This is a genomic window from Kluyvera sichuanensis (assembly GCF_014218705.1).
Classification (GTDB): Bacteria; Pseudomonadota; Gammaproteobacteria; order Enterobacterales; family Enterobacteriaceae; genus Kluyvera; species Kluyvera sichuanensis.
The window spans coordinates 13,671-36,117 of the sequence record NZ_JABBJF010000005.1; the positions used below are offsets into that span (position 1 = coordinate 13,671).

At 56.7% G+C, this 22,447-nt stretch carries 17 protein-coding genes and 1 pseudogene; 4 read left to right on the forward strand and 14 right to left on the reverse strand.

Annotated elements, in window-relative coordinates:
• Positions 1-2 precede the first annotated feature (2 nt).
• From glgP to asd, 6 genes are all read right to left on the reverse strand, one after another.
• Entirely contained in the window at positions 3-2,450 is a 2,448-nt protein-coding gene (gene glgP, locus HII27_RS07605; RefSeq protein ID WP_185667340.1) for a glycogen phosphorylase, read from the reverse strand.
• A 17-nt stretch (positions 2,451-2,467) separates the two neighbouring features.
• Positions 2,468-3,901 carry a glycogen synthase GlgA gene (gene glgA / locus HII27_RS07610; protein ID WP_185667341.1) on the reverse strand — a complete coding sequence of 478 codons (1,434 nt, stop codon included), beginning with the start codon at positions 3,899-3,901 and terminating at the stop codon, positions 2,468-2,470.
• Positions 3,901-5,196 (reverse strand): glucose-1-phosphate adenylyltransferase, encoded by a 1,296-nt coding sequence (gene glgC, locus HII27_RS07615; protein WP_185667342.1) that lies wholly within the window; start codon positions 5,194-5,196, stop codon positions 3,901-3,903. Before glgC ends, glgA begins: the two co-directional genes overlap by 1 nt.
• 81 nt (positions 5,197-5,277) lie before the next feature.
• Complete coding sequence (gene glgX, locus HII27_RS07620; RefSeq protein WP_185667343.1) at positions 5,278-7,254, reverse strand: glycogen debranching protein GlgX; 1,977 nt, start codon at positions 7,252-7,254, stop codon at positions 5,278-5,280.
• A 2-nt stretch (positions 7,255-7,256) separates the two neighbouring features.
• Entirely contained in the window at positions 7,257-9,443 is a 2,187-nt protein-coding gene (gene glgB / locus HII27_RS07625) for a 1,4-alpha-glucan branching enzyme (protein WP_185667344.1), read from the reverse strand.
• A gap of 252 nt (positions 9,444-9,695) precedes the next feature.
• Entirely contained in the window at positions 9,696-10,802 is a 1,107-nt protein-coding gene (asd, locus tag HII27_RS07630) for an aspartate-semialdehyde dehydrogenase (protein ID WP_185667345.1), read from the reverse strand.
• A 233-nt stretch (positions 10,803-11,035) separates the two neighbouring features.
• Here asd and HII27_RS07635 point away from each other — a divergent pair, with 233 nt between their 5' ends.
• Positions 11,036-11,629, forward strand: coding sequence for a YhgN family NAAT transporter (locus HII27_RS07635; protein ID WP_035892151.1), 594 nt, complete (start codon positions 11,036-11,038; stop codon positions 11,627-11,629).
• Between the two features lie 96 nt (positions 11,630-11,725).
• On the opposite strand, the gene gntU is transcribed toward HII27_RS07635, so the two are convergent.
• The 5 genes from gntU to HII27_RS07660 form a co-directional block, all read right to left on the reverse strand.
• Entirely contained in the window at positions 11,726-13,066 is a 1,341-nt protein-coding gene (gene gntU / locus HII27_RS07640; RefSeq protein WP_185667346.1) for a gluconate transporter, read from the reverse strand.
• Positions 13,063-13,596: a gluconokinase gene (gene gntK / locus HII27_RS07645; protein ID WP_185667347.1), complete on the reverse strand. Its 534-nt coding sequence runs from the start codon at positions 13,594-13,596 to the stop codon at positions 13,063-13,065. The genes gntU and gntK overlap by 4 nt, the downstream gene beginning before the upstream one ends.
• A 160-nt stretch (positions 13,597-13,756) precedes the next feature.
• Positions 13,757-14,752 carry a gluconate operon transcriptional repressor GntR gene (gene gntR / locus HII27_RS07650; protein WP_185667348.1) on the reverse strand — a complete coding sequence of 332 codons (996 nt, stop codon included), beginning with the start codon at positions 14,750-14,752 and terminating at the stop codon, positions 13,757-13,759.
• A 102-nt stretch (positions 14,753-14,854) separates the two neighbouring features.
• Entirely contained in the window at positions 14,855-15,550 is a 696-nt protein-coding gene (locus HII27_RS07655) for a pirin family protein (RefSeq protein WP_035892157.1), read from the reverse strand.
• Between the two features lie 121 nt (positions 15,551-15,671).
• Positions 15,672-16,709: an oxidoreductase gene (locus HII27_RS07660; RefSeq protein WP_185667349.1), complete on the reverse strand. Its 1,038-nt coding sequence runs from the start codon at positions 16,707-16,709 to the stop codon at positions 15,672-15,674.
• Positions 16,710-16,971: 262 nt separating this feature from the next.
• Here HII27_RS07660 and HII27_RS07665 point away from each other — a divergent pair, with 262 nt between their 5' ends.
• Positions 16,972-17,649 (forward strand): bactofilin family protein, encoded by a 678-nt coding sequence (locus tag HII27_RS07665; RefSeq protein WP_185667534.1) that lies wholly within the window; start codon positions 16,972-16,974, stop codon positions 17,647-17,649.
• A 198-nt stretch (positions 17,650-17,847) separates the two neighbouring features.
• Positions 17,848-18,339 carry an N-acetyltransferase gene (gene yhhY, locus HII27_RS07670; protein ID WP_185667350.1) on the forward strand — a complete coding sequence of 164 codons (492 nt, stop codon included), beginning with the start codon at positions 17,848-17,850 and terminating at the stop codon, positions 18,337-18,339.
• Positions 18,340-18,458: 119 nt separating this feature from the next.
• Here yhhY and ggt read toward each other — a convergent pair whose 3' ends face one another.
• Positions 18,459-20,201, reverse strand: a complete 1,743-nt coding sequence (gene ggt, locus HII27_RS07675; RefSeq protein WP_185667535.1) for a gamma-glutamyltransferase — start codon at positions 20,199-20,201, stop codon at positions 18,459-18,461.
• A 122-nt stretch (positions 20,202-20,323) separates the two neighbouring features.
• Here ggt and HII27_RS07680 point away from each other — a divergent pair.
• Positions 20,324-20,629 (forward strand): annotated as a pseudogene (locus tag HII27_RS07680) (DUF2756 family protein); the annotation flags it as partial.
• Positions 20,630-20,637: 8 nt separating this feature from the next.
• On the opposite strand, the gene ugpQ reads toward HII27_RS07680, so the two are convergent.
• Together ugpQ and HII27_RS07690 are read right to left on the reverse strand one after the other, a co-directional pair.
• Positions 20,638-21,378 carry a glycerophosphodiester phosphodiesterase gene (ugpQ, locus tag HII27_RS07685; RefSeq protein ID WP_185667352.1) on the reverse strand — a complete coding sequence of 247 codons (741 nt, stop codon included), beginning with the start codon at positions 21,376-21,378 and terminating at the stop codon, positions 20,638-20,640.
• Complete coding sequence (locus HII27_RS07690; RefSeq protein ID WP_185667353.1) at positions 21,375-22,445, reverse strand: sn-glycerol-3-phosphate import ATP-binding protein UgpC; 1,071 nt, start codon at positions 22,443-22,445, stop codon at positions 21,375-21,377. Before HII27_RS07690 ends, ugpQ begins: the two co-directional genes overlap by 4 nt.
• Between the last annotated feature and the right edge of the window lie 2 nt (positions 22,446-22,447).

Below are 22,447 nucleotides of genomic sequence, written 5' to 3' on the forward strand. Positions count from 1 at the left end.
TTTTACAGTCTTACCGGCTCTATGTGCCAGATATTCTCCGCATACTCCTGAATCGTGCGGTCCGACGAGAAGTAGCCCATGTTGGCGATATTGAGCATCGCTTTATTGGTCCACTGCTCTGGCTCACGATACAGCTCATCAACCTTATCCTGACAGTCCACGTAGCTGCGGAAATCCGCCAGCACCTGGTAGTGGTCACCGAAGTTAATCAGCGAATCCACCAGGTCGCGGTAACGTCCTGGTTCACTCGGGCTGAAGACGCCGCTGCCGATTTGCGTCAGCACCTGATGCAGCTCTTCATCCTGCTCGTAGTAGTCGCGCGGGCTGTAGCCCTTACGACGCAGCGCTTCCACCTCTTCAGCGGTGTTGCCGAAGATAAAGAAGTTTTCTGCCCCGACGTGCTCCTGCATCTCGACGTTCGCGCCATCCAGCGTACCGATAGTCAACGCCCCGTTGAGCGCAAACTTCATGTTACTGGTGCCGGATGCCTCAGTACCTGCCAGCGAAATCTGCTCGGAGAGATCCGCCGCCGGGATGATCATCTGCGCCAGGCTCACGCTGTAGTTCGGGATAAAGACCACTTTCAGCTTGTCGCCAATCTGCGGATCGTTGTTGATCACATTCGCCACGTCGTTGATCAGGTGGATAATGTGCTTCGCCATGTAGTAGGCGGAAGCCGCTTTCCCGGCGAAGATGTTCACGCGCGGTACCCACTTCGCATCCGGATCGGCCTTGATGCGGTTGTAGCGGGTGATCACGTGCAGCACGTTCATCAACTGACGTTTGTACTCGTGAATACGCTTAATCTGCACGTCAAACAGCGCGTTCGGGTTCACCACCACGTTGAGGTTCTGGGCGATAAAGGTGGCGAGGCGCTTTTTGTTCTCAAGCTTGGCGTGATGCACCGCCTGATTCACTTTCGGATAGTCGATATGCTGTTCCAGCTCTTTTAGCTGGCTCAGGTCAGAACGCCAGGTCTGACCGATATTCTCATCCAGCACGTCGGAGAGCGCCGGGTTCGCCAGCGCCAGCCAGCGACGTGGCGTCACACCGTTGGTCACGTTGGTAAAGCGCATCGGGAAGATGGCAGCGAAGTCGGCAAACAACGACTGCACCATCAGGTTCGAGTGCAGCTCAGACACGCCGTTGACCTTCTTGCTCACCACCACCGCCAGCCATGCCATACGCACGCGGCGGCCGTTGGATTCGTCGATGATCGACGTGCGGCTCAGCAGCCCGGTATCGTTCGGGTACTGCTCCTGCAGGGTCTTCAGGAAGTAGTCGTTAATCTCAAATATAATCTGCAGATGGCGCGGCAGAATTTTGCCCAGCATGTCGACCGGCCAGGTTTCCAGCGCTTCGCTCATCAGCGTGTGGTTGGTGTAGGAGAAGACCTGACAGGCCACCTCAAACGCCGCTTCCCAACTGAACTTGTGCTCATCAATCAACAGGCGCATCAGCTCAGGAATCGACAGCACCGGGTGGGTGTCGTTGAGGTGAATGGCAATTTTATCCGCCAGGTTGTCATAGGTTTTATGCAACATGTAATGGCGGCTTAAGATATCCTGCACCGTCGCCGAGACCAGGAAGTACTCCTGGCGCAGACGCAGCTCGCGCCCGGAATAGGTGGAGTCATCCGGGTAGAGCACACGGGATACGTTCTCGGAGTGGTTTTTATCTTCCACTGCCGCGAAGTAGTCGCCCTGGTTAAACTTACCGAGGTTGATTTCGCTACTGGCCTGGGCGTTCCACAGACGCAGCGTATTGGTCGCGTCGGTGTCATAGCCGGGAATAATCTGGTCGTAAGCCACCGCCAGAATCTCTTCCGTCTCCAGCCAGTGGCTGGTTTTGCCTTCCATCTGCACGCGGCCGCCGAAACGAACCTTATAGCGCGTGTTGTGGCGCGGGAACTCCCACGGGTTACCGTATTCCAGCCAGTAGTCCGGCGACTCTTTCTGACGACCGTCGACGATGTTCTGTTTGAACATACCGTAGTCGTAGCGAATGCCGTAGCCACGCCCCGGCAGCGCCAGGGTCGCCAGAGAGTCGAGGAAGCAGGCTGCCAGACGGCCTAAGCCGCCGTTGCCAAGCCCTGGATCATTCTCTTCGTCGATCAGCTCTTCCAGGTCTAACCCCATTCCTTCCAGCGCGTTTTTCACGTCGTCATACAGACCTAACGATAACAGCGCATTGGAAAGCGTGCGGCCAATCAAAAACTCCATCGACAGGTAGTACACCTGTCGCGTTTCCTGGGAAAGCTGCGCGCGGTTGGAGCGCAGCCAGCGCTCCACCATGCGATCGCGAACGGCAAACAGCGTGGCGTTCAGCCATTCGTGTTTGTTCGCGATAGCCGGATCTTTCCCGATGGTGAACATCAGCTTATAGGCAATAGAGTGCTTCAGTGCCTCAACGCTGAGGGTCGGTGATGCATACGTAAAGGGTGCATTCATTATTCAGATCCCCGTAGTTAGATCAGGCGTTGGTAAAGCTCACGATAAGAGTGCGCAGCAACCTGCCAGCTAAAATCCATGTTCATCGCCTGGCGTTGCACATAGCGCCAGAGCGATGGACGAGACCATAAAACGAAAGCACGGCGGATAGCGCGAAGCAGCGACCAGGCGTTGCTGTCTTCGAACACAAAGCCGCTGGCAATGCCATCAGCGAGGTTCTCAAGCGAACTATCCGCAACGGTGTCAGCCAGGCCGCCGGTACGGCGAACCAGCGGCAGCGTGCCGTACTTCAAACCATAAAGCTGCGTTAAGCCGCACGGCTCAAAGCGGCTCGGCACCAGAATCACGTCCGCACCACCGATAATGCGGTGCGAGAACGCTTCATGGTAGCCAATCTGGACGCCCACCTGCCCCGGATGCTCCGCGGCGGCGGCGAGGAAACCTTCCTGTAGTACCGGGTCACCCGCGCCCAACAGCGCCAGTTGGCCGCCCTGCTCCAGCAGGCCTGGCAGCGCTTCCAGCACCAGATCCAGCCCTTTCTGGCTGGTCAGGCGGCTGACCACGGCAAACAGCGGCGCAGCGTCATCGACCTTCAGCCCCATGGCGGTTTGCAGCTGACGTTTGTTTTCCGCTTTCCGCTCCAGCGTGTCACGGCTGTAGCTTGCCGGCAGCAGCAGATCTTTTTCCGGGCTCCAGACGTTGTCATCAACGCCGTTGAGGATCCCCGACAGACGCCCTTCCCGATGGCGCTGGCGCAGCAGCCCTTCCATCCCGTAGGCGAACTGCGGTTCGGTAATTTCCCGCGCATAGGTCGGGCTCACCGCCGTAATATGGTCGGCGTAGTAAAGCCCCGCTTTCAGGAACGAAATCTGTCCGTGGAACTCCAGGCCATGCATGTTGAAGAACTCAACCGGCAGCTGAATCTCTCCCATGTGGTGGCCGTAGAACAGCCCCTGGTAGGCCAGGTTGTGTACGGTAAACACCGATTTCGCCGGGCGACCGCGCGCCGCCAGATAGGCCGGGGCCAGGCCCGCATGCCAGTCATGGGCGTGCACCACGTCAGGACGCCAGAACGGATCCAGACCGCAGGCCATTTCGCTACCGACCCAACCCAGCAGCGCAAAGCGCTTCACGTTATCCGGGTAAGCATTCAGATTGGTGTCGTGATACGGGCTACCCGGACGGTCATAGAGGTGCGGCGCATCAATCAGGTAAATGCCCACGCCGTTATAATGTCCAAACAGCAGCGTCATGCGCCCGGCAAAGGTATCGCGACGGCTCACCACTTTGGCATCCGGAATACCACGACGGATATCCGGGAATGCAGGTAACAGCACGCGTGCATCGGTTCCTTCGGCAATCTGTGCCGCCGGCAGCGCGCCAATCACATCCGCCAGACCGCCCGTTTTTAATAACGGGAACATCTCAGAACAAACATGTAAGACCTGCATTATCGCTCCTGTTTGTAGCCAAGCTGACGCAGCATTTCGCGCGTCACTAGCACGATCCCTTCTTCCGAACGGTAAAAGCGGCGTGCATCCTCTTCCGCATCTTCACCGATCACCATCCCTTCCGGGATCACACAGGCCCTGTCGATAACGCAGCGACGCAGGCGTGAGGAACGACCCACCCAGACATCTGGCAGTAAGACTGCCGAATCAATGTTACAGAATGAGTTCACGCGCACGCGCGGGAACAGCACCGACTGCACCACCACGGAACCGGAAATAATACAGCCGCCGGAAACCAGTGAGTTCAGGGTCATGCCGTGGCTGCCGGAGCGGTCCTGGACGAACTTCGCCGGCGGCAGGGATTCCATGTGCGTGCGGATAGGCCAGTTCTGGTCGTACATATCCAGCTCAGGCGTCACCGACGCCAGGTCAAGGTTCGCTTTCCAGTAGGCTTCAAGCGTACCCACATCGCGCCAGTACGGTTCTGCTTGCGGGTCGGACTGCACGCAGGACAGCGGGAATGGATGTGCATAAGCCGCGCCAGCTTTGGTAATTAACGGAATTAAATCTTTGCCGAAGTCGTGGCTGGAGTCTTCGTTAACGTCGTCGCGTTCCAGCAACTCATAAAGATAATCGGCATCAAAGACATAGATACCCATGCTCGCCAACGCCTTAGTTGGGTCACCTGGCATGGCCGGTGGGTTAGCCGGTTTTTCCACGAACTCGATAATCTTGTCGTTTTCGTCAACCGCCATCACGCCGAACGCCGTTGCCTCTTCAATGGGCACCGGAATGCACGCCACGGTGCAGCGCGCGCCTTTTTCGACGTGGTCGATAAGCATGCGCGAGTAGTCTTGTTTGTAGATATGGTCACCGGCGAGGATAACCACGTACTCCGCCTTGTAGCGGCGAATAATGTCGAGGTTCTGGGTGACCGCATCGGCGGTACCGCGATACCAGTTTTCACCGTGCATCCGCTGCTGAGCGGGCAGCAGATCCACAAATTCGTTCATCTGTTCACTGAAGAAGGACCACCCGCGCTGGATGTGCTGTACCAGCGTGTGGGACTGGTACTGGGTGATAACGCCGATACGGCGAATCCCGGAGTTTAGGCAGTTGGATAACGCAAAGTCGATGATGCGGAATTTACCGCCAAAGTGTACTGCGGGTTTGGCCCGCTTGTTGGTCAGATCCTTGAGTCGCGTACCGCGCCCGCCAGCCAGAATCAGGGCGACGGATTTGATAGGTAACTGGCGAGCCAGCATTAAGGGATCGTTTTTTTCTAGCCTAACCATGATTAACTCCTTTTGTTGCTCGTCCTTCCGGGTTATGAGGTGTCCTCGCGCGATAACGCGGGGTTCCGGGTAATTCAGAGACTATGACCTTTGAAATACGCACACTCCGTGCGCGGGCCCATGCCAGACAGCCACGACGACCGACGTGCCAGCGTCGGTGAAGGGAGGAACAGCGCGCCATTCCCCCTCGGGTAACGTCAAGTTTGTCGCGTCTTGCGTCGCATTGAGCGTAATGAGCCAACGATCGGAAAGCAGAATCTGCATTCGGCGAGCACCGTGCTGCCACTCCTCGGCAGACAGCGGTTGCGCATCCTGATTGAGCCACCGCACGTTGCCATCGCCCTCCTGCCACCAGCGGTCGTCCGTCAACGCGGGGATCTGCTGGCGCAGGTGAATCAGGGCGGCGGTAAAGTCCGTCAGCGCGTCATCTGCGTTTTCCCAATCGAGCCAGGTCAACGTATTGTCCTGACAGTAGGCATTGTTGTTACCTTGCTGGCTGTGACCGTGTTCATCACCGGCCAGCAACATTGGCGTTCCCTGCGATAACAGCAGCGTTGTCAGCAGCGCCTGAACGCTCTTCTGCCGACGTGCCATTACTTCCAGGTTTGCTTCCAATCCTTCGATACCATGATTATTGCTATGGTTATTGCCGGTGCCGTCACGATTCTCTTCACCGTTGGCGTCGTTGTGCTTGCCGTTGAAGCTGACACAATCGCGCAGGGTGAAGCCATCGTGGGCGGTCACCAGGTTTATCGTCGCGCGAGGGCGACGTTCCTGATGCGCATACACGTCGCTAGAAGCGGCAAAGCGCTGGGCAAAATCCCCCAGCGACAGCGACTCTTCAAGCCAGAAGCGACGCATGGCATCCCGGAAATGGTCGTTCCATTCGCTGAAGAGCGGCGGGAAGTTCCCCACCTGATAACCGCCTTCACCGATATCCCACGGTTCGGCAATCAGCTTCACCGTAGAGAGAACCGGGTCATCGTGGATCGCGTTAAACAGCGGCGCGTCCTGACGATAGCCCGGCGTACGGCCCATTACCGACGCTAAATCAAAACGAAAACCGTCAACGTGGCAGACATCCACCCAGAAACGCAGGCACTGGCGCGCGTATTCCACGACGCCAGGGTGGCTGAGATTCAAAGTATTACCGCAGCCCGTCCAGTTGTGATAATCGCCATCTTCCCGTAACCAATAATAGCTACGGTTATCGATCCCCCGCAGTGAAAAGGTCTGGCAATGCAGATCCAACTCGGCGCTGTGGTTCAACACCACATCAAGGATCACTTCGATACCGGCTTTGTGTAGCGCTTTGACCGCATCGCGAAACTCATCCAGCGCATGCTCAGGCGCGCTGGCGTAACGCGGTGCCAGCGCAAACATCGCCAGCGGGTTGTAACCCCAATAGTTTCTCAGCCCCATCCGCTGCAGGCGCTGCTCGCTGGCAAAATGCGCCACCGGCATCAGCTCCAGCGCGGTAATGCCCAGGCGCTTGAGGTAAGCAATCATCACCGGATGACCCAGCGCTTTGTAGGTGCCGCGGATAGACTCCGGCAGCCCTGGGTGGCGATAGGTCAGCCCTTTGACGTGCGCTTCGTAGATCACGGTTTTGCCCCACGCGGTGCGTGGGGCAGCATCGTCTTGCCAGTCATAGGTCAGGTCGACGACCACCGATTTGGGTGCAATCGCTGCGGTATCGCGGTCGTCCGGTACATCGTAACCGCCGTGAAAATGCGGGGAGTCGTCCGGGTCGCCCTCGGCGCAGAAACAGCATGGGTCCAGCAGCAGCTTCGCCGGGTTAAACCGGTGCCCCTGCTGCGGGTCCCACGGGCCGTGCACCCGGTAGCCGTAACGTAAGCCAGGACGCGCGTGGGGAAGATAGCCATGCCAGACGTCACCGCTGCGGGCGGGTAAGTCATAGCGTGTCTCCGTACCCTGCGCATCAAACACGCACAGTTCAACCCGCTCCGCATGCGCCGAGAAGAGCGTAAAGTTGACACCTTCACCGTCATAGCTTGCGCCAAGCGGCGCGGGTTCCCCTGCTGCGAGCTGACTCAAATTTAATCCCCTTCCCGAACTAACCAGATGGTCGACAGCGGCGGCAGCGTCAGACTCAGCGACTGCGCACGGCCATGGCTTTCAATCGCCTCGCTCTGCACCAGCCCGCCGTTCCCGGCGTTGCTGCCGTGGTAATGGGCGGAGTCGGTGTTGAGTACTTCGCGCCAGCGGCCCGGCTGATTGATGCCGAAGCGATAATCCTGACGCGGTACTGGCGTAAAGTTGCTGACCACAATCACTTCGTTGCCCGCTTTGTCGCGACGGACAAAAGCGAACACCGAGCGGGCGCTGTCGTCGACCACCAGCCATTCAAAACCGTACGGGTCAAAGTCCAGCTCGTGCATCGCTTTGTGGTGACGATAGGTATGGTTGAGGTCGCGCACCAGGCGCTGTACCCCGTTATGCCAGTTGTCGTCGCCTTCCAGCAGATGCCAGTCGAGGCTGCCGTCAAAGTTCCATTCGCGGCCCTGGGCAAACTCATCGCCCATAAACAGCAGCTTTTTACCCGGGAAGGCGAACATCCAGCCGTAGTAGGCGCGCAGGTTGGCAAACTTCTGCCACGCATCGCCCGGCATACGGTCCAGGATAGATTTCTTACCGTGAACCACTTCGTCATGCGACAACGGCAACACGAAGTTTTCCGTGTAGTTATAGAGCATGCCGAAGGTCATTTTGTCGTGATGGTACTGGCGGTGAATCGGGTCGAGCTTCATGTAGTCCAGGGTGTCGTGCATCCAGCCCATGTTCCACTTAAACCAGAAGCCCAGGCCGCCCATATCAGATGGACGTGACACGCCCGCGAAGTCGGTCGACTCTTCCGCCATGCTCACCGCACCGGGAACCTGCTCGCCCAACACGCGGTTGGTCTGGCGCAGGAACTCAATCGCTTCGAGGTTTTCGCGGCCGCCGAACTCATTCGGGATCCACTCACCCTCTTTACGACTGTAGTCGCGGTAAATCATTGATGCCACCGCATCGACGCGCAGCGCATCAATGCCGAAGCGTTCCACCCAGTACAGGGCGTTGCCGGTCAGGAAGTTGCTCACTTCACGGCGGCCATAGTTGTAAATCAGGGTATTCCAGTCCTGATGGTAGCCTTCGCGTGGGTCGCTGTGCTCGTACAGGTTGGTGCCGTCAAACTCGGCCAGCGCGAAATCATCCGACGGAAAGTGACCAGGCACCCAGTCGAGGATCACGTTCAGGCCGGCGGCGTGCGCAGCGTTGATGAAGTAGCGGAAATCTTCGCGGGTACCGAAACGACGGGTCGGCGCGTACATCCCGGTCGGCTGATAGCCCCAGCTTCCGTCGAACGGGTGTTCGTTGACCGGCAGCAGTTCCAGGTGGGTGAAGCCCATCCATTTGGCGTATGGGACCAGCTGCTCTGCCAGCTCGCGGTAGCTCAGCCAGTAGTTGTTGTCGGTATGACGACGCCAGGAGCCCAGATGCACCTCGTAGATAGAGATAGGGGCATCAAACTGGTTGGCCTTTTTGCGGGCTTCGCTCTGCTCAACCTTCGGCGGTAAGCCACAAATCAGCGAGGCCGTTTCCGGACGCATTTGGGCTTCGAACGCATAGGGGTCGGCTTTAATCCGCAGCGCGCCGCGGGCATCGATCATCTCGAATTTATACAGCTGACCGTTGTGCGCTCCCGGAATAAACAGCTCCCAAATCCCCGTTTCCTGACGCAGACGCATCGGATGACGGCGACCGTCCCAGTGGTTGAACTGACCGACTACCGACACGCGGCGGGCGTTTGGCGCCCAGACGGCAAAGCGCGTACCGGTAACGCCGTCCATGGTATCCGCATGCGCACCCAGCTTTTCGTAGGGGCGTAGGTGAGTACCTTCAGACAGCAGCCATATGTCCAATTCCTGGAGCAATGGGCCAAAGCGGTAAGGATCGTCAATGAGGTTCTGTTGGCCATGCCAGACGACAGCCAACTGATAACGGAAGAAATTTTTACGACGCGGCAGAACGCCACAAAAGAAACCACGTGAGTCCACGCAATCCAGCTTGCCGACTTTACGCCCGGTTTTAGGTTCAATCACCCAAACATCGGTCGCGTCGGGTAACAGTGCACGGACTTCCAGTCCCGCTTCCGTTCGGTGCATACCCAGTACGGAAAAGGGGTCTGCAAAATGGCCTGCGATCAACGCATTAATCACGTCTCTATCAACACGATCGGACATGCTTCATCATCCTTAGTTTTTGTATCGCCTCAATCCACTGTAAATGGCGACATTTTGTGACCTGAACGGTGCAGCACAAAGTTGTGTGCTCTCTCGGCTCCGTCCAACCTTCAGTCAAGGCAACAGACCTTGATTAAAGCATAGTCAACGCTTTACCTGACTCCTGAGAGAAAAATTAACATTACTGCGTTTACTCCTTGTATTACGCAAAAAAAAGGGGTGGTTCGCCACCCCTCATCGATTAACAAATGTTTACGCCAGTTGGCGTAGCATACGACGCAGCGGCTCCGCTGCGCCCCACAGAAGCTGGTCGCCAACGGTGAACGCTGACAGATACTCCGGCCCCATGTTCAGTTTGCGCAAACGTCCAACAGGCGTGGTCAGCGTACCGGTGACCGCCGCAGGCGTCAGTTCACGCATGGTAATTTCACGGTCGTTAGGAATGACTTTCGCCCACGGGTTGTGCGCGGCCAGTAATTCCTCTACAGAACTTATGGAAATATCTTTTTTCAATTTCAGCGTGAATGCCTGACTGTGGCAGCGCAGCGCACCGACGCGCACGCAGAGGCCGTCAACCGGGATCACGGAAGAGGTGGCGAGGATTTTGTTGGTCTCAGCCTGACCTTTCCACTCTTCGCGGCTCTGGCCGTTATCAAGCTGTTTATCGATCCACGGAATCAGGCTGCCCGCCAGCGGAACGCCGAAGTTATCCACTGCCAGATCGCCGCTGCGGGTCAGGGTGGTGACCTTACGTTCGATCTCGAGGATAGCGGAAGCCGGGTCAGCCAGTTCGTTGGCGACGTGATGATGCAGTTGGCCCATCTGGGTCAGCAGTTCACGCATATGGCGCGCGCCGCCGCCGGAAGCTGCTTGATAGGTTGCCACCGAGGCCCACTCTACCAGGTCGTTGGCAAACAGGCCGCCGAGGGACATCAGCATCAGGCTGACGGTACAGTTACCGCCTACGAAGGTTTTCACGCCGTTGTTCAGGCCATCGGTAATGACCTGCTGGTTTACCGGGTCGAGAATGATGATGGCATCATTTTCCATGCGCAGCGAAGAGGCCGCGTCAATCCAGTAACCCTGCCAACCGCTTTCACGCAGCTTAGGATAGATTTCGTTGGTATAATCGCCGCCCTGACAGGTGACAATAATGTCGAGCGCCTTCAGCGCTTCAAGATCGTAAGCATCCTGGAGCAGACCACCGGTGCTGCCGCCGAAGGTTGGCGCAGCTTGCCCTAGCTGGGAAGTGGAGAAGAAGACGGGGCGAATGGCGTCAAAATCGCGCTCTTCTACCATGCGTTGCATGAGTACTGAGCCGACCATTCCGCGCCAACCGATAAAACCAACATTTTTCATAGCGTGTTTTCCTGCAGATATATGTGCTGTATATGTGAATAAGTGCCCCTGGCATCCCCTCACATTACAAAATGCAGCTAAAGTCGCAAGCAAAATTAATCAATGATTGCTTAGCAATCAGAAGTGCAACTTATCCCCTCATCCATAGGGGACGCATTTCCTCCTACCACAGTACGCGGTCAGAGTGATGCGTAGAGCAGAAAGTCCGCAACAATTATCAGGGAATTTGAGTGATGAGTGAAATCTTTTCCGCCGCAGTTTTATTGATCCTGATTATGGATCCACTGGGAAATTTACCCATTTTTATGTCGGTGCTAAAACACACGGAACCCAAGCGCCGCAAGGCGATCATGATACGTGAGCTTTTAATCGCACTTCTACTCATGCTGATTTTTCTCTTCGCTGGCGAGAAGATTCTGGCGTTTTTAAACCTGCGCGCCGAGACGGTTTCCATCTCCGGTGGCATCATTTTATTCCTGATTGCCATCAAGATGATTTTCCCTAGCGCCACCGGAAATAGTTCGGGGCTGCCAGCGGGTGAAGAACCGTTTATTGTGCCGCTCGCGATTCCATTAGTGGCGGGGCCAACGCTGTTGGCGACCTTAATGCTGCTTTCGCACCAGTACCCGAATAATTTGTCGCATCTGGTGATTGCGCTGCTGATCGCCTGGGGCGGTACGGTAGTGATTTTGCTGCAGTCGTCGCTGTTCCTGCGCCTGCTCGGTGAGAAAGGGGTGAACGCGCTGGAGCGTCTGATGGGCTTGATTCTGGTGATGATGGCGACCCAGATGTTCCTGGACGGTATTCGGATGTGGATGAAGGGATAAAAGGTTGGTTTGGTGCGGCCCCGGGGTCGGCGTAAACGCCTCGGCCGGGCTACCGCTCAAGTAGCCCGGCCGAGCGTATGCGACGCCGGGAAGCCGTCAGCTCAACAGCGTAAACGCAATCATACCAATAATGGCGCCGACCGTTCCCAGGATGGTTTCCATCATGGTCCAGGTTTTCAGCGTCTGCGCTTCGGTAGCGCCGGTAAACTTACCGAACAGCCAGAAGCCCGCGTCGTTGACGTGGCTCACCACGATAGAACCGCCGCCGATACAGATAGAGAGCGCTGCCAGCTGCGCACCGCTGTAGTGCAGCTGTTCAATCACCGGCATCACCAGGCCAACCGCGGTCAAACACGCCACCGTGGCGGAACCCTGAATGATACGTACCGCCGCGGCCAGGATGAAGCAGGTCAGCGCAATCGGCAGGCCCATCCCGGTCAGGGCTTCACCCAACGCCGGGCCAACGCCGGAATCCACCAGCACCTGTTTGAACACGCCACCGGCACCAATCACCAGCAGGATAATCCCCGCAGGCTGCAGCGCCGCGCCGCAAATCGCCATCACCTTGTCTTTTTCCATGCCCTGACGGAACGCCAGACCATAGATAGCCACCAGGCAGGCAATCAGGATCGCGGTGAACGGGTGACCGATAAATTCAAACCACTGATAGGTTTCTGACCCCACCGGCACGAAACGCGCGGCAATAGTTTTCAGACCCACCAGCACCAGCGGCAGCAGGATCAGCGCCAGGCTAAAGCCGAAGGACGGCATTTTGCCTTCGCCAAGGTGCGGCTCAGTGATGTCATCAGGAATGTTCAGCTCAACATAGCGGCTGATAAAGTTGCCCCACAGCGGACCGGCGATAATCATCCCCGGGATCGCCGCACACAGGCCAATCAGAATCATCCAGCCAAAGTCAGCGTGCATCTGGGAGGCCAGCAGCATCGGCGCTGGCCCCGGCAGCAGGAACGCCGCTGCGGCAGCCACGCCCGCAAACAGTGGAATCACCAGCTTCACCAGGTTCGTCCCGGTGTGGCGCGCCATCGAGAACGCGACGCTAATCAGCAGCACGATCGCCACTTCAAAGAACAGCGGCAGCGCGCAGATAAGACCGGCAATACCAATCGCGTAGTGTGCGCGGCTATGGCCGAACGATTTCAGCATTTTGACGGCAATCTGATCGACCGCGCCGGTTTCATGCAGAATCTTGCCAAACATTGCGCCAAGCGCCACGACAATCGCCAGGAAGCCCAGCGTGCCGCCCATCCCTTTCTCCATGGTTTCCGCGATTTTAATCAACGGCATACCGGAGAAAAGCCCTGCACCAATAGACACCACCATCAATGCCAGGAAGGCGTGCATACGCGCCTTCATGACTAAAAACAGCAGCAGCAGAACGGAGCCAACTGCGGTTAAAACAAGCGTTAAAGTTGTCACGCGGCACGGCCTTTGTTGATCACCTCAATCGTGCTGTCGATAACGCCTTCCAGCGGCTGATCGATATCAACCACCAGGACATCGCGTTCTTCAGCGCCCGGCTCTTGCAGGGTTTCAAACTGAGTGACCAGCATTTGAGTTTTGAAGAAGTGACCTTTACGCGCCTTCAGGCGGCTCTCAATCACCTCGAAGTCCCCTTTCAGGTAGACGAAGGAAAGGTTCGGGTTACCTTCACGCAGAATGTCGCGGTACGCTTTTTTCAGCGCCGAGCAGACAATCAGCGAAACTTTGTTGGTGCGCTGCATCGCGAAAGCCGCGTCGTTCAGCGCCTGCAGCCATGGTTTGCGATCGTCGTCGTTCAGCGGTTCGCCGGAGGACATTTTGACGATATTGCTGCGTGGGTGCAGGAAGTCGCCGTCAAGGAACGCGGCGTTCAGACGGTGTGCGACTTCGCTGGCGACGGCGGATTTACCGCTGCCGGATACGCCCATCAGTACATAGACATGGTGATCGTGGTTAGTCGTGCTCAAGGCGTCCTCCTGTTGGGCACTGGCAATTAGATTTGGGAAATTGTTACGGGTAACAGTTATCGGTAACATTGTCCTGCCGGGCAAGTGGATAAGCAATAACCATTCGTGCCGGAAGTGAATTCTAAGTGAATATGTGTGATCTAGTTCAAACTTGTTAGGGCTAAATAGATCCGCCCGGTGACAAAGTGAAACCTAAATCTAACATTTTTGGCGTAACCGCTTCACCGCGAATGCGCGCCAGCAAGCGCTCTGCGCCGATGCGCCCCATGCGTTCACGCGGGGTCAGCACGCTGGCAAGACGCGGCTCCATCACCTGACCGATGTCGTGGCCGTGGAAACCGGCAATCGCGATGTCGTCAGGAATGCGCAGCCCAAGGCGCTGGCACTCAAACGCCGCGCCAACCGCCAGGTCATCGTTGGTACAGAAAATACCGTCCAGGTTGGAGAACTCACGTCGCGCCTGGCGCATCAGTTCGATGCCGGAAGTATAGGAGGACGACTGCTCTACCATCACGCTGTACGGTATCAGGCCCGCGTCAAGCATCGCCTGCTCGTAGCCCTTCTGTTTGATGATAGTACGTTCGTCGAGACGTGCGCCTAAATAGGCAATGTGACGATGACCGCGGGCAATAATCGCCGCCGTCATCTGGCGCGCCGCTTCGAAGTTATCAAAGCCAACGGCGATGTCGAGGCACGGTGACTGGCTGTCCATCAGCTCCACCACCGGGATCCCGGCGACTTCAATCATCTTCAGGGTGCGAGGAGTGTGGGTACGTTCGGTGAGAATCAGACCGTCAATGTTCCAGGAGAGCATCGACTCCAGGCGTTCCTGCTCCATTTCTGGTTTATAGCCGTAGTGCGCCAGCATGGTCTGATAGCCGTGAGCATCGGTGACGCTTTCTACACCGCGCAGCACTTCAGCAAAAACCTGGTTGGTTAACGATGGCAGCAGCACGCCAATAGCGCGGCTAGTGGCGTTGGAGAGAATATCGGGCGCCCGGTTGGGGATATAACCCAAATCATCAAGAGCCGCCGCAATTTTGCCACGTAACGCCACGGAAACCTGTTCCGGGTTACGGAGAAAACGGCTAACCGTCATTTTGGTTACGCCAACGCGATCGGCAACATCCTGAAGTACGGGTCTTTTCTTTTTCATCGTCCGGAGGTAAGCAAAGGTGAAATATTGCTGAAGTTTACCACGGAGATGGCGCAACCTCCCCGCAAGATTAGGGAGGTTGCGCGATTTATTTAAGCCGGATCAAACTGGCGGCAGATCGAAGAGTAAAATTTCACTTTCGCTATCCGCGTGAACGGAAATTGCCTGCTCGTCCCAGATGGCCAGGCCATCGCTGGTGGTAGCCTTAGTGCCATTGATGCTCACTTCGCCTTTGACTACCTGAATCCACACGCGGCGGTCAGCGGCAATCTGGTGCACCGACTGTTCGCCTTTCGCCAGCGCCCAACGGTACAGTTCCATATCCTGATACACCTTCAGCGAGCCTTCACGGGCATCCGGTGACAGCACCAGCTGTTTGCCCTGCAGGGCGTCGAAGCGGCGCTGTTCGTAACGCGGCGTGATGCCGGTTTTTTCTGGAATGATCCAGATCTGGTACAGGTGCAGCTTATCGGTGGCGCTCGGGTTGTACTCAGAGTGACGAATACCGGTACCCGCACTCATAATCTGGAACTCGCCCGCCGGAACCTGCTCTTTGTTGCCCATGCTGTCCTGGTGCTCAACGGCGCCTTCCAGAACGTAGGTCAGGATTTCCATGTCTTTGTGCGGGTGAGTACCGAAGCCCTGGCCGGCGTCAATCACGTCATCGTTAATCACGCGCAGTGCCGAGAAGCCCATGTAATTCGGATCGTAATAATCGGCAAACGAGAAGGTATGCCAGGAATCCAGCCAACCATGATTCGCATGACCACGTTCATTTGCTTTGCGTAAGAAAATCATTTTTTACCCCCTCATGTTTTCGATGAAACAAGTTTGGACGTAAACCGGTCAGGATGATAGTGGGTGAAAATTGACTCCTCTGTTCAAAAAATATGAACAAGAACGGAGGAGCCATGTTTGCTTATTTGGCGAGGCTTATCGTGGCAGGAGCTGGCTGCTCAAAGGCCCGTTCGAGCAGTTCCATATTGGTCAGAGCCTCAGTTTCCTTGACAAAATTCGGCGTGCCGTTTGTCAGCGTCTGGTACAGCGCATCGTATACGCGACCGTAGTCACCGCGCTCCGCCTGCCACTGCTCTTTCACCGTGTCGCCTGCGTCGTTAACGTACTCCAGATAAGAGACGGAGTCGTCGGCCGCGAAGTTCGCATCGCCCGGCATAATGCCTGCTTTCAGGCTGGTTTCCTGCTGGTCGATACCGTATTTCACAAACGACCCTTTGGTGCCGTGAACGATAAATTTCGGGTAGTCGATTTTCACCAGGTGGCTGGTTTTGACAATCGCTTTCAGGTTGCCGTAGTAGAGCTGCGCTTCAAATGTGTCGTCCGGGTTGGCCGGGTTACGCAGGCTGCGGATGTCGTAGGAGGCGTGATCCGGGCGGCCAAACAAGGAGATAATCTGGTCCATGGTATGCACGCCCAGGCCGTAAAATGCGCCGTCCTGCGGGCGGCCAGGCTGGGTTGGCGATTCCGGGCGGTAGTAATCAAAGTGGCTTTCCACTTCCACAATCTCACCCAGCTTGCCGCTCTCAATCGCTTTTTTGGCGGTCAGGAAGCAGGAGTCAAAGCGACGGTTCTGATACGGCGACACCGTCAGCCCCTTGCTTTTCGCCAGCGCAAACAGCGTTTTAGCTTCGGCAAGCGTTGGGGTGAACGGCTTTTCCACCAGCACGTTCTTGCCCGCTTCCAGCGCCTTTTTGGCGTACTCGAAGTGGCTATCGGCATGAGTACAGACCACCACCAACTTCACCTGCGGGTCGTTCAGAATATCGTCCAGCTCGCTGGTGAAATGGATATGCGCATACTGCGGCGCCTGCTCATCCGGCTTTGGGCTGCGGCGATAGATATGGGCGACGTGCCAGTCGGCTTTACGTTCGAGGACATAAGGAAGGTGGTAGCGGGTGGCGCTTTTGCCAAAGCCGATAAAGGCGCAGTGCAGAGTCATGGTTCAGTCCTTTTGAAATGTTTGCTGAACACCATAGCGCACCTCGAAACGAAATGAATCCCCACACGGCTAAAAATAGCCCGAAATAATACGTTATAGCCGGCCAATAAGAACCACCAATAAATCCTGCGAAAATAACGAGTTAAATTCCGAAAATCATCCTGAATCGTTGACCGTGTCGGGCAAATTCTGGATAAGGGTGCCTGCGAAATAAGGGGTATTTCGCACCTGTATCCCGCAACGGAGTCACCACGAATTGCTCATAGGAAGAGAGTTTCTCGCCGTTAATTGCACCATTTTCTTTTGGCTACTCGCCCTGATAGCCTGGTATTTCAACGCCCCCTCTCTGGCGTGTTTATCCGGCGTGTGTGCCCTCTCCTCTTTCGTCATCCACATCAAACTTAATCAGGCCAATCACATGTTTAAAAAGAATAAATCCATTGACGTTTCCCCTGCCACCGCACCGGCTTCACTCCCTGTCGAGGAAAAAGAGTCCGTCAGCGCCAAAAAGCAGGATGCAACAGTCATCGCCAGCAACGTGTGCTTTGAGGGCAATATTGCCTCAAACGGGCACGTCTATATTTACGGTTCGCTGAAAGGTAACATCGAGGCTGAAGAGGGGCTGATAAAAATCATTCACGGCGGCCTGGTCGAGGGCAACATCACCTGCCGCGAGCTGATTATCGATGGTAACGTGGTGGGGCAATGTCACAGCCAGTCGCTGGAAATCGCCGAAAACGGTCATGTGGTTGGTACCCTTGCCTACCATCAACTGGCCATAAAGAAAGGCGGGAAATTCTCTGGACAGGCAGAGGTTCTGCCCGCAGAAACAGGGAAAAACAATGTGGTCGGTTTTGCCCATGAGCCCACGATCTCCGACACTGCGTCCGCCAATACGACCAAACCCACAGAAAAAAATGACAAAAAAAAGCCAGCTTAAAGCTGGCTAAAGTAATACTGGAAGCAATGTGAGCAATGTCGTGCTTTCAGGTTCTCCGCAAGGACGCCCTGAATGCAGGACAATAATAATCATTCTCATTCGCACTTGTCCAACATTTTTTGCAAAAAAAGCCAATTGACGCACATTTCAAAATCAATGATGTTAAAAGGGACTTTTAACCCACCAAGGATATGAAGAATGAGTGACATAGTGATCCGCCACGCTGAACCTGAAGATTACGACGCAATCCGTCAGATCCACGCCCAGCCGGAGGTGTATCACAACACGCTACAGGTCCCTCATCCTTCCAGCCATATGTGGCAAGAGCGGCTAGCCGACCAGCCCGGTATCAAACAGCTCGTCGCCTGCATCGGTGAACAGGTGGTTGGGCACCTCTGCATCGCCGTTGCCCAGCGCCCTCGCCGCAGCCACGTCGCCGATTTCGGTATCTGCGTCGACGCCCGCTGGCAGAACCGCGGCGTCGCCAGCGCGCTGATGCGTACCATGATTGATATGTGCGACAACTGGCTGCGCGTCGACCGTATTGAGCTGACGGTGTTTGTCGATAACGCACCGGCGGTCGCGGTTTACCAGAAGCACGGGTTTGAGATTGAAGGTACGGGGCGGAAATATGGGCTGCGTAACGGGGAGTATGTGGATGCGTATTTTATGGCGCGGGTGAAGGGGTAATCCCTCACCCTAACCCTCTCCCAGAGGGTTAGGGGACCGTATGGTGCGGCTTATAAATCAGTAATCTACCCTGCCTTTCTCCCTCTCCCTTCCAGGGAGAGGGTCGGGCTGAGGGTAAACTAGTACCCCGCCGTCAAATCATCAGGCGAACGCGGATCCGACGCCCCATACAGCGTTCCGTCCGGGTCCACCATAATACTCTGCGTGCTGCCCATCGCCTCTTTCACCGCCACCTTCTGCCCCTTCGCTTCCAGCAGCTTCAGCGTATCCGGGCTAAACCCTTTCTCAACCCGCAGTTCGTCCGGCAGCCACTGATGGTGGAAGCGCGGCGCGTTAGTGGCTTCGGCCACGTTCATGCCGAAGTCGATGGAATTTACCACCATCTGCAGCACCGTGGTGATAATCCGGCTACCGCCAGGGCTACCGGTCACCAGCCACGTTTTCCCGTCTTTTACCACAATGGTTGGCGACATTGACGACAGCGGGCGTTTCTTCGGCCCAACCGCGTTGGCATCACCGCCCACCAGCCCGTAAACGTTCGGCACACCGGGTTTGGCGGAGAAGTCATCCATCTCGTTATTCATCAGAATGCCGGTATTGCCCGCCACGATGCCGGTACCAAAAGTGGTGTTGAGGGTGTAGGTCACCGCCACCGCGTTACCGTCTTTATCCACCACTGAGAAGTGGGTGGTCTGGTTGCTTTCGTACGGTGCCAGTTTACCCGGTTTAATCTGGCTGGACGGCTTGGCCTTATTGATATCAATCTGCTCAGCAATCGATTTGGCGTAGGCTTTGTTAGTCAGCGCCTGCCACGGCACCTTCACGAAGTCCGGGTCGCCGAGGTATTCAGAACGGTCGGCGTAGGCGTGCTTTTCCGCCTCTGCCATCAGTTGCATTGCGTCGGCGCTGCCGAAGCCGTATTTATGCAGGTCGAAGTTTTCGAGGATGTTGAGGATCTGCACGATGTGGATCCCGCCGGAGGACGGCGGCGGCATCGAGAAGACTTCGTAGCCGCGGTATTCACCGCTTATCGGCGTACGCTCAACGGCTTTGTAGTTTGCCAGATCCGTTTTGCTCATCAGGCCACCGTTTTTATGCATCTCTTCGGCAATCTGGTCGGCAATCGCCCCTTTGTAGAAGGCATCCGGTCCGTTTTCAGCAATCAGTTCCAGGCTTTTTGCCAGATTCGCCTGCACCAGTTTATCGCCCTTTTTCAGCGGCTCGCCGTCTTTCCAGAAAATGGCCTTACTGTTGGCATGATTCGGCAGCACTTCACTGCCGTAGGTTTTAAGATCGTCAGCCAGCGCATCGTTGACCACAAACCCCTCTTTGGCGAGCTTAATCGCCGGGTGAATCACTTTGTTGAGCGGCATCGTGCCGTACTTCTCCAGCGCCAGCGAGAAGCCTGCCACCGTGCCCGGCGTGCCGGAGGCCAGGTGCGAGGTCAGCGACTTTTTACTGTCCGGGTTACCCTGGTCGTCGAGGAACATATCGCGAGTCGCCTGCTCCGGGGCCATTTCACGGAAATCAATCGCCGTGGTTTTCCCATCTTTGGTCCGCAGCATCATAAACCCGCCGCCACCGATATTCCCTGCCTGCGGGTGCGTCACCGCCAGCGCGTAGCCCACGGCCACCGCCGCATCCACGGCATTGCCGCCCTGGCGCAGAATCTCAACGCCCACGCGCGTGGCGGTAGCATCAACGGAAGCCACCATGCCATGCTGGGCACGTACGGGATGGAAAACATCCTCCTCAACGCCGTAAGAAACCGGCGGCGGTGGAGGTGCAGAAATCGCGCTAAAACAGCTTCCTGACAGCAGAGCAGCAAGGGCTACCCGGCGTAAAAACGTCGGTATTATTATCATCATCATTCTCCAGAGCGTACGGTGAGGTCCTCACTAAGCCTGGTTCATAATGCTGAAATAATCCTCGTTACGATGGGAAAGGAGTAAACTTAAGGGATCCCCTACACGGAGGAAAGACGATGAAACGATTACTGATTCTGGCGGCACTGCTGCCGTTCACTGCGCTGGCCGCGCCGCTGAACGTCGATAACAACCCGAATAAGCCGGGCTATGAGATTCCAAGCCAGCAGCGGATGCAGACCCGCATGCTCAATCAACAGCAGCAGCAATCCAGCATGCTGAACCAGCAGCGCAAGGTACAGACGCAGCAGCAACAGCAGCATCTGCAAAACCAGCTGAACACTAACCAACAACGCGTGCAGCAGGCGCAGCCGGGCATGCTAAATCAGCAGCAGCCGCTGCCCAATAGCAACGGCGGCATGCTGAAGCAGTATTAAGGCTGGAAGTCAGGCCCGATGATATCAATCGCGTCGGTACAGATGCAGTCGACACCCCAGCGCAGCAGCTCGGCGGCGCGCTGGGGGTTATTCACGGTATAGACCAGAATCCGCAGCCCCGCTTCACGCAGCGCATCGACCCGCGCTTCATCCAGCAGACGATGGTTAAGATGAATGGAGACGCAGCCCAGACGCGTCGTCAGCTCACGCCAGTCGTCACGCCACTCATCCAGCAGTAAACCCCGCGGCAGTTCCGGCGCAGCAAGCTGGGCGGCTTCCAGCGCATCAATTTCAAATGACGACAGCAGCGGTGGGGTCATGTCAGCCCACAGTTCACGCGCGGCCAGCGCCACCACTTTCCCGGTCAACGGCCCGCTGCCGGTGGTCGGTTTAATTTCGATATTCGCCATCATGCCGTGCTGACGGCAGCGTTCCGCTACCTGCGACAGCAGTGGCAGCGGCTCGTCTTTAAAGCTGCTGTTAAACCAGCTTCCGGCATCCACGCGCAGCAGGTCCTGCCAGCTCAGTTCACCCGCGATGCCCCAGCCGTTGCTGGTGCGTTCGAGGTTGTCGTCATGCAGCAGGAAAATCTGCCCGTCTTTCGACAGCTTGGCGTCAAACTCAATCATGGTATGCCCATAGCGAGCGCCAACGTCGATCGCCGCCAGGGTGTTTTCCGGCGCTAACTTACCGCCGCCACGGTGGGCGACGATGTGGGGATAAGGCCAATTGCTCATACGCGTAATCCTGTCTCACCTTCAAAGAGGTGCAGATGATCGTCCGGCAGATGCAGCCACAGCGTGGTGCCCGCGTGCGGACGTTGCTGGTGCGGTAAGCGCACCACCATTTTCTGCTCACCAAAGCGGCCGTGGGCCAGGTTATCGGCGCCGAGAATTTCCAGCGTATCCATCACCAATGGCACGCCGCCTTCGGCCTGCGAGCTTAGCGCAATATGTTCCGGACGGATACCCAGCGTCATGCGGCGACCGGCATATTCGCGCTGAGAGGCTGGCAGCGGCAGCTGCATACCGTTTTCCAGCACGAAGCGCGAGCCGGACTCATCAATCTGACCGTCCAGCAGGTTCATTGCCGGGCTGCCGATAAAGCTCGCCACAAAGCGGCTGGCCGGTTTCTCATACACTTCCACCGGCGTGCCAATCTGCTCGGCAATGCCTTTGTTCATCACCATCACCCGCTGGGCGAGGGTCATCGCTTCCACCTGATCGTGGGTCACGTACAGCGAGGTGGTTTTCAGACGACGGTGCAGTTGCTGCAATTCAAGACGCATCTGCACGCGCAGCTTAGCGTCGAGGTTGGAGAGCGGTTCGTCGAACAAGAACACCGCCGGGTCACGCACGATAGCGCGCCCCATCGCCACGCGCTGGCGCTGGCCGCCGGAGAGCTCGCGCGGGCGGCGCTTCAGCAGGCCGTCCAGCTCAAGAATACGCGCCGCTTCCTGCACTTTTTCGGCAATGTGCACTTTGCCCATGCCGCGAATTTTCAGCCCCCAGGCCATGTTCTCTTCCACGCTCATGTGTGGGTAGAGCGCATAGTTCTGGAATACCATGGCGATGCCGCGATCCTTCGGCTCCATTTCGGTCACGCGCTTGCGGTCAATCCAGATGTCACCGCTGGTTACGCGCTCAAGCCCCGCCACCATACGCAGCAGTGTCGATTTCCCACAGCCCGACGGGCCGACCATCACAATAAATTCCCCGTCTGCCACGTCCAGCGTCAGCGGTTGAATGACCTGGGTTTTACCGTCCCAGCTTTTAGTTACTGCCTGTAGTTTTAAACCAGCCATTT